Origin of the sequence: Flavobacterium sp. (assembly GCF_050696275.1) — a bacterium.
GTDB lineage: Bacteria > Bacteroidota > Bacteroidia > Flavobacteriales > Flavobacteriaceae > Flavobacterium.
The window spans coordinates 115,942-123,581 of sequence record NZ_JBOGUT010000007.1; the positions used below are offsets into that span (position 1 = coordinate 115,942).

The following is a 7,640-nucleotide window of genomic DNA, read 5'->3' on the forward strand; positions in this document are numbered from 1 at the left end:
ATGGCGCAAAAACTGAACACTAAAAAACCGGATTATTCACAGTATGTGAAAAAGTTTTGGAAATACTTCTTCCTGATTTTTGGAGGAGTTCTTCTGTTTTTTCTATTTGCTTCTTGGGGACTTTTTGGGTCCATGCCATCTTTCTCGGAATTAGAAAACCCGGAATCGAATCTGGCTACCGAGATTATTTCCTCTGATGGCGTGACTATTGGAAAGTTTTTCAATGAAAACAGAACACCAATCAAATATGATGATTTACCGAAACATTTGGTAAAAGCCCTGGTGGCTACTGAAGACGAGCGTTTTTATGAGCATTCCGGAATTGACGGAAGAAGAACCATGAGTGCTGCCTTAAAGTTAGGTACTGATGGAGGTGCAAGTACACTGACACAACAGTTGGCCAAGTTACTTTTCCATGGTGAAAGATCGAAAATCAAGCTGGTAGGACTGGTTCAAAAAGTAAAAGAATGGATTATTGCCATTCGTCTTGAACGTCAATATACAAAAGACGAAATCATTGCCATGTATCTTAACAAAGCCGATTTCATTAATACGGCAGTTGGAATCCGTTCGGCATCCAAAGTGTATTTTGCCAAAGAACCTAAAGATCTAACAGTAGATGAAGCGGCCATGCTGGTTGGAATGCTTAAAAACCCATCCTTATTCAATCCGTTAAAAAGAGAAGAAAAAGTAAAGGACCGCAGAAATGTGGTTTTGAAACAAATGGAGAAAAACGGTTTCCTGACGACTTCAGAAAAAGAAAAATACCAGGAAAAACCAATCAAACTGACGTTTACTCCGGAAAAATATAATGAAGGAACAGCTACTTATTTCCGTGAATACCTTCGGGATTACATGAAAAAATGGGCACTGGAAAATAAAAAAGAAGACGGTTCAGATTATAACATCTATTCTGACGGATTAAAAATTTATACTACAATCGATTCCAAAATGCAATTGTATGCAGAAGAAGCGGTTAAAGACCATTTAAAAAACTTACAACAGGAGTTTTTCCTGGAAGCGGCTCAAAACAAATTAGCCCCTTTTATTAGAGTAACACAGCCTGAAATCGACAAAATCATGGAACGTTCAATGAAAACCACAGAGCGTTGGCGTATTATGAGTGATCAGGGGAAAGATGAGGACGAGATCAAAAAATCATTCTACATCAAAACAAAAATGACGGTTTTTACATGGAATGGCGATAAAGACACTACCATGACACCATACGATTCGATCCGATATTACAAGCATTTCCTTCAACCGGGAATGATGTCTATGGAACCGCAAACAGGTAAAGTAAAAGTTTGGGTTGGTGGTATCGATTACCGATATTTCCAGTACGATCACGTAGGCTTGGGTGCCCGTCAGGTTGGTTCAACCTTCAAACCTTTTGTGTATGCAACAGCAATCGAGCAGTTAGGAATGTCTCCGTGTGATACGATTATTGACGGTCCTTTTATGATTCACAAAGGAAGACATAACGTTACCGAAGATTGGGAACCTAGAAATTCAGACGGAAAATACCGAGGAATGGTAACGCTTAAAAAAGCATTGGCGAACTCAATCAATACCGTTTCGGCTAAATTAATAGACAAAACCGGACCTGACCCAGTAATCTCTTTAATGAGAAAATTGGGTGTCGACAGCGATATTCCATCACAACCCTCTATCGCTTTAGGAGCGGTGGATATTACCGTAAAAGATATGGTAGCGGCTTACAGTACTTTTGCCAATCAGGGAATTTATTTAAAACCACAAGTAATTACCAGAATTGAAGATAAAAACGGAAACGTAATCTACGAACCTAAAATGGAATCACGAGATGTGTTAAGCAAAGATATTGCCTACGCAGTAATCAAATTATTAGAAGGAGTAACAGAATCCGGATCGGGTTCCAGATTACGAACTCAAGGAGGTGGAGCCGGAGACAAACGATGGACAGGCTACCCGTATATGTTTGAGAATCCAATTGCAGGAAAAACAGGAACAACACAAAATCAATCTGACGGTTGGTTCGTAGGAATGGTGCCTAATCTCGTTACAGGAGTTTGGGTAGGAAATGAAGACCGTTCGGCGCATTTCAGAACCATAACAAACGGTCAGGGAGCCACGATGGCATTGCCTATCTGGGGATTATTTATGAAAAAATGCTATGCAGATCCCGACCTCCACGTATCCAAAGAAAAATTCGACAGGCCTGAAAACCTATCCATCAAAGTAGATTGCGCTACAGAAAGAAGGGTAATTCGGGATACGTCTGCCATAGATTCAACAGCAGTCAAGCCGGAGGAAGAACAAAACACAGATGAATTTGGAATATAATTTTTAGAAGCTATTCCCGTCATCCGCTTTATCTTTTCCCCGTTAAAGGAACGGGAAAAAGGATATCGCTGCTCCCGGGGCTAACGAAACACATACAACATGATCAACAAAAAAGTAAGTAATGTACAAGAGGCATTACATGATATTAAAGACGGACAAACCATCATGCTAGGTGGTTTTGGTCTTTGTGGCATTCCTGAAAACAGTATTGCCGAATTGGTTACTAAAGACATAACCAACCTAACTTGTATTTCAAATAACGCTGGTGTCGATGATTTCGGATTAGGATTGTTGCTGCAAAAACGTCAAATCAAAAAAATGATTTCTTCGTATGTAGGTGAAAATGCTGAATTCGAACGCCAAATGCTTTCCGGAGAACTGGATGTCGAACTGACACCACAAGGGACTCTTGCTGAAAAATGCCGTGCTGCTCAAGCTGGAATTCCGGCTTTCTTCACACCGGCAGGTTATGGTACAGAAGTAGCGGAAGGAAAAGAAGCTCGTGAATTCAACGGGAAGATGCATATCATGGAATTGGCTTACAAAGCAGATTTTGCCATCGTTAAAGCTTGGAAAGGGGACGAAGCCGGAAATCTTATTTTCAAAGGAACGGCCCGAAATTTCAATGCTTGTATGGCAGGTGCGGGGAAAATCACTATTGCTGAGGTAGAAGAATTGCTTCCGGTTGGGTCTTTGGATCCAAACGAGATTCACATTCCGGGAATTCTGGTGAACCGGATTTTTCAGGGTGAAAAGTTTGAAAAAAGAATTGAGCAACGTACAGTAAGACAAAGAAGTTAATCATGGCATTAGGTAAAGAAGATATAGCAAAAAGAATAGCAAAAGAGGTTAAGGACCGCTTTTACGTAAATTTAGGTATTGGGATTCCAACATTGGTGGCTAATTATGTCCGCAACGATATTTCAGTTGAATTTCAATCTGAAAACGGGGTTTTAGGCATGGGTCCTTTCCCTTTTGAAGGAGAAGAAGATGCAGATGTTATCAATGCTGGAAAGCAAACGATCACAACATTGCCTGGAGCCAGTTTCTTTGATTCTGCTTTCAGTTTCGGAATGATTCGCAGCCAGCATGTCGATTTAACGATTTTAGGAGCTATGGAAGTTTCTGAAAACGGAGACATCGCTAATTGGAAAATTCCAGGAAAAATGGTCAAAGGAATGGGAGGCGCAATGGATTTAGTAGCTTCAGCAGAAAATATCATTGTAGCGATGATGCATGTCAACAAAGCAGGCGAATCTAAAATCCTTAAAAAATGTACTTTACCATTAACTGGCGTAGGCTGTGTCAAAAAAGTAGTAACAGAATTAGCCGTATTAGAAATCACACCAAAAGGATTTAAACTTCTGGAAAGAGCTCCTGGCGTTTCAGTAGAAGAAATCATCAAAGCCACCGAAGCTGATTTAATCATCGAAGGAGATATTCCTGAAATGAATATCGAATAAAAAAACAGTATATATTTTAAAAAGCATCTTTCATAAGATGCTTTTTTTTTGAATTTTATCAGTGTTTTTATGGGTTTTATGGGATTGTTATTTTAAGGTTAACTTAAGGGTTGTTATTTCGTAAGAGATTATAATACAATTAATTAGATTTGTTTTTAACAAGTAAGCAACAATTAATTAATCAACCAAAAACCAATTATTATGAAAAAACATTTCGGCAGTTATGTTTCGGCATTTACGCTGTCTTTATTCGCTTTATCTGCTTTTGCCCAAGAGACAGATAAGAATGTAAACAAAAAAAACCTTGGCGAAAATGGCGTGCCAAACTTGATTACATTCAACGAAAAATCGACGTATAAAAGTGCTGATTTTCAAAAAATCTTTCAGGATCAACTAGGACTGAAGCAAAATCAAAATTTCTCAAGAGTTAAAACCGAGCCAGACAATCTGGGTTTTATACATGAAAAATTCCAATTGTACCACAACGGGATCAAAGTGGAGTTTGCTACGTATACCATGCACTCCAAAGCGGGAAAACTAGCCTCAATGAGTGGTGAATTTTACAACTTAAAAGAGGTAAATACTACGCCGTCTATTTCCAGTCAGGAAGCTTTTAACAGAGCATTGAACCAAATCGGAGCTAGGCATTATTTATGGGAATATCCTGCGGATGCTGCTGCTATGGATTATGTGAAGCCACAAGGAGAATTGGTTTTACTGCCTTCCATGCAGGATCAGGGTCAGAAAAGAGGGTCAGACCAAGCCCGATTAGCCTACAAATTTGATATTTATGCTACAAACCCTATCAGTCGAGGTGATTTGTATATCGATGCAAATACCGGAGAGGCTTTGTTTTACAATGCTACGATTAAGCATCTTGGAGAACACAGTCACGGAAAATCAGGGAATACTGCTCAAAATCACAAGGAAGTTGACACTTCAAATGTAACAATGGTTGCGGCAAATGCTGCCACAAGATACAGCGGTACACAAACAATAGAAACTACATTAAGCGGATCGTCTTATATTTTGTCTGATACAGGTCGTGGGAATGGTGTTCAAACGTACAATTCAGCAAGAACAGCGACATACCCAACGACTAATTTTACAGATGCCGATAATAACTGGACCGCTGCTGAATTCAACAACACAAACAAAGACAATGGTGCATTAGATGCGCATTGGGGAGCTGAAATGACCTATGATTATTGGTCGGCAGTTCATGGCAGAAACAGCTATGATAATGCTGGTGCAAAAATCAAAAGTTATGTGCACTATAATTTAGTGGCTGCAGGTTACCCTGATAATAACAATGCTTTCTGGAACGGAAGCGTGATGACTTATGGTGACGGAAGCGGAACTATTTTCGATGTATTGACTTCGATGGATGTAGCCGGTCACGAAATAGGCCACGCTGTTTGTACTTACACGGCAAACTTAGCATATCAAAGAGAATCCGGAGCTTTAAACGAAGCCTTTTCAGATATTTGGGGAGCTTGTATCGAATACAGAGCGGCGCCTACAAAAAGCACTTGGTTAATAGGAGAAGATATCGAAAGAAGATCAGGACATGTTGCCTTGCGCTCCATGAGTGATCCTAATGCCGAAGGACAACCTGATACTTACGGCGGAACGTATTGGAAAAATGTAAATTGTGGTACACCAACAAACTCTAATGACTATTGTGGTGTACATTACAATTCAGGGGTGTTAAATCACTGGTTCTATATTTTATCCGTTGGTAAATCAGGAACAAATGATATCGGAAGTGTTTACAATGTAACAGGAATCACTATCGATAAAGCAGCTAAAATTGCATATCGAATGGAAAGCCAGTATTTGTCTGCTAATTCAACTTATGCGAACGCAAGAACGTATGGTATTCAATCGGCTGTTGAATTATACGGTGCGGGTTCTGCCGAAGTTATCGCAACTACAAATGCATTTTATGCCGTTGGGGTTGGTGCTGCTTATGCAGGATCAGGAGATACAACTGTTCCAACGACTCCGGCAAGTTTGGCTGCGTCAGGAACAACATCGTCTTCTACTAATTTGTCATGGACTGCTTCTACAGATAATGTTGGCGTTACAGGTTATAATGTTTACAGCGGGACTACTCTTTTAGGAACAGCTACAACAACAACCTATACGGCTTCTGGCTTAACAGCTTCTGCAGCGTATACTTTTACAGTCAAAGCCAAAGATGCAGCGGGCAATCTTTCTGCTGCGAGCAATGCGGTTAATGTTACAACTTTAGCAGCAACAGCTTCGTATTGCGCTTCTCAAGGTGGCAGTGTGACTGATGAATTAATTGGCAGAGTTCAAATTGGTACCATCAATAATCCTTCTACAGGAGGAACGGGATATACTGATTTTACGTCCATTTCAACAAACCTGACTTTAGGGGCTGCTACAACAATTACAGTGACACCTACATGGACAGGAAGTGCCTATGCTGAAGGGTATGCAGTTTGGATTGATTATAATAATGACAAAGATTTTGCCGATTCAGGTGAATTGGTTTGGAGTAAAGCGGCGGCTACAACAACTCCTGCTACAGGAAGTTTTACTGTTTCAGCAGCAGCAACTGCCGGAGCAACAAGAATGAGGGTTTCTATGAAATACAATGGAATTCCAACCGCTTGTGAAGCATTCCAATACGGTCAGGTGGAAGATTACACGGTAAATTTAGTTGCCGGTACTCCAGATACAACGCCTCCTACAGCACCAACGAACTTAGCGGCTTCAGGAACAACGGCGACGACTACTAATCTGTCATGGACCGCTGCTACAGATAATATTGCAGTGACCGGATATGATGTATATCAAGGAGGTGTTTTCAAAGCTACTGTAACAACCACTTCCTATGCGGTAACTGGTCTAACTGCAGCTACAGCGTATACTTTTTCTGTAAAAGCAAAAGATGGTGAAGGAAATGTTTCTGCTTCAAGTAATACGGTAAATGTAACGACATCGTCAACTTCGGTAACATATTGTGCTTCCAAAGGAAACAGTGTGGCTGATGAATATATTGATTATGTGGCTTTGGGTGGAATTGCAAATACAACAGGAGCGAATGCAGGTTATGGTAATTTTACAAACTTGGTTGGTAACGTGCCTTACGGTTCTAATACCATTACGTTCAGCACTGGTTTCTCAGGTATCGCTTACACAGAATTCTGGAGCATCTGGATCGATTATAACAAAAATGGTACTTTCGAAACTACAGAACAAGTAGTTGCAGGTTCTTCTTCAAGCAGCGGCAACCTTACAGGAACATTTACTGTTCCAACAACTGCCTTAGCCGGAAACACAAGAATGAGAGTTTCTATGAAATACAATGCGGCTCCTACAGCTTGTGAAACATTTTCTTATGGAGAAGTAGAAGATTATACAGTAAATATCGGAGGTGCTGCAGTAGCGGGAGTTGCTGCCGGAAATACTATTGATAATGAAGCGAATGTTTTCGATTTCAATATGTATCCGAATCCTGCAGATAATACCTTAAATATTGCTGTTGCCGATGGTAGAAATACTTCGTTCAAAATCTTCAATTTATTAGGTCAGATTGTAAAATCAGGTCAATTGAATTCAAGTGAAATTAATGTGGTTTCTATCGGAGCTGGCGTTTACATCTTCGAATTGAACGACGGACAAAAAACAATGACCAAGAAATTCGTCAAAAAATAATTTGTTAGTTTTGATAAAAAAGAAAAGCCCTGCATTTTAGACTGAACCCAAAAAGTTAGACAAATTTATAATTAATTTTGATAATAGTGAGCTCGATATTTTATCGGGCTCATTTTGTTTAAATTTGATTTGATTCTTTCATCATTATAATACTTAATGTAT

5 protein-coding genes are annotated in these 7,640 nt (G+C 39.7%); 4 read left to right on the forward strand and 1 reads right to left on the reverse strand.

Annotated features, from left to right (window positions below; all coding sequences use genetic code 11):
* The 4 genes from ACRDEC_RS05910 to ACRDEC_RS05925 all read left to right on the forward strand — a co-directional run bounded on the left by ACRDEC_RS05910 (position 1) and on the right by ACRDEC_RS05925 (position 7,478).
* A complete protein-coding gene (locus tag ACRDEC_RS05910; RefSeq protein WP_431497408.1) occupies positions 1-2,325 on the forward strand; it encodes a penicillin-binding protein 1A in 2,325 nt (774 codons plus the stop codon).
* Between the two features lie 99 nt (positions 2,326-2,424).
* A complete protein-coding gene (locus ACRDEC_RS05915; RefSeq protein ID WP_431497409.1) occupies positions 2,425-3,126 on the forward strand; it encodes a CoA transferase subunit A in 702 nt (233 codons plus the stop codon).
* Between the two features lie 2 nt (positions 3,127-3,128).
* Entirely contained in the window at positions 3,129-3,788 is a 660-nt protein-coding gene (locus ACRDEC_RS05920) for a CoA transferase subunit B (protein ID WP_431497410.1), read from the forward strand.
* A gap of 201 nt (positions 3,789-3,989) precedes the next feature.
* On the forward strand, positions 3,990-7,478 hold the full coding sequence (locus ACRDEC_RS05925) for a M4 family metallopeptidase (RefSeq protein WP_431497411.1): 3,489 nt from the start codon (positions 3,990-3,992) through the stop codon (positions 7,476-7,478).
* Between the two features lie 71 nt (positions 7,479-7,549).
* On the opposite strand, the gene ACRDEC_RS05930 is transcribed toward ACRDEC_RS05925, so the two are convergent.
* Positions 7,550-7,636 (reverse strand): IS3 family transposase, encoded by an 87-nt coding sequence (locus tag ACRDEC_RS05930; protein WP_431497060.1) that lies wholly within the window; start codon positions 7,634-7,636, stop codon positions 7,550-7,552.
* Positions 7,637-7,640 lie beyond the last annotated feature (4 nt).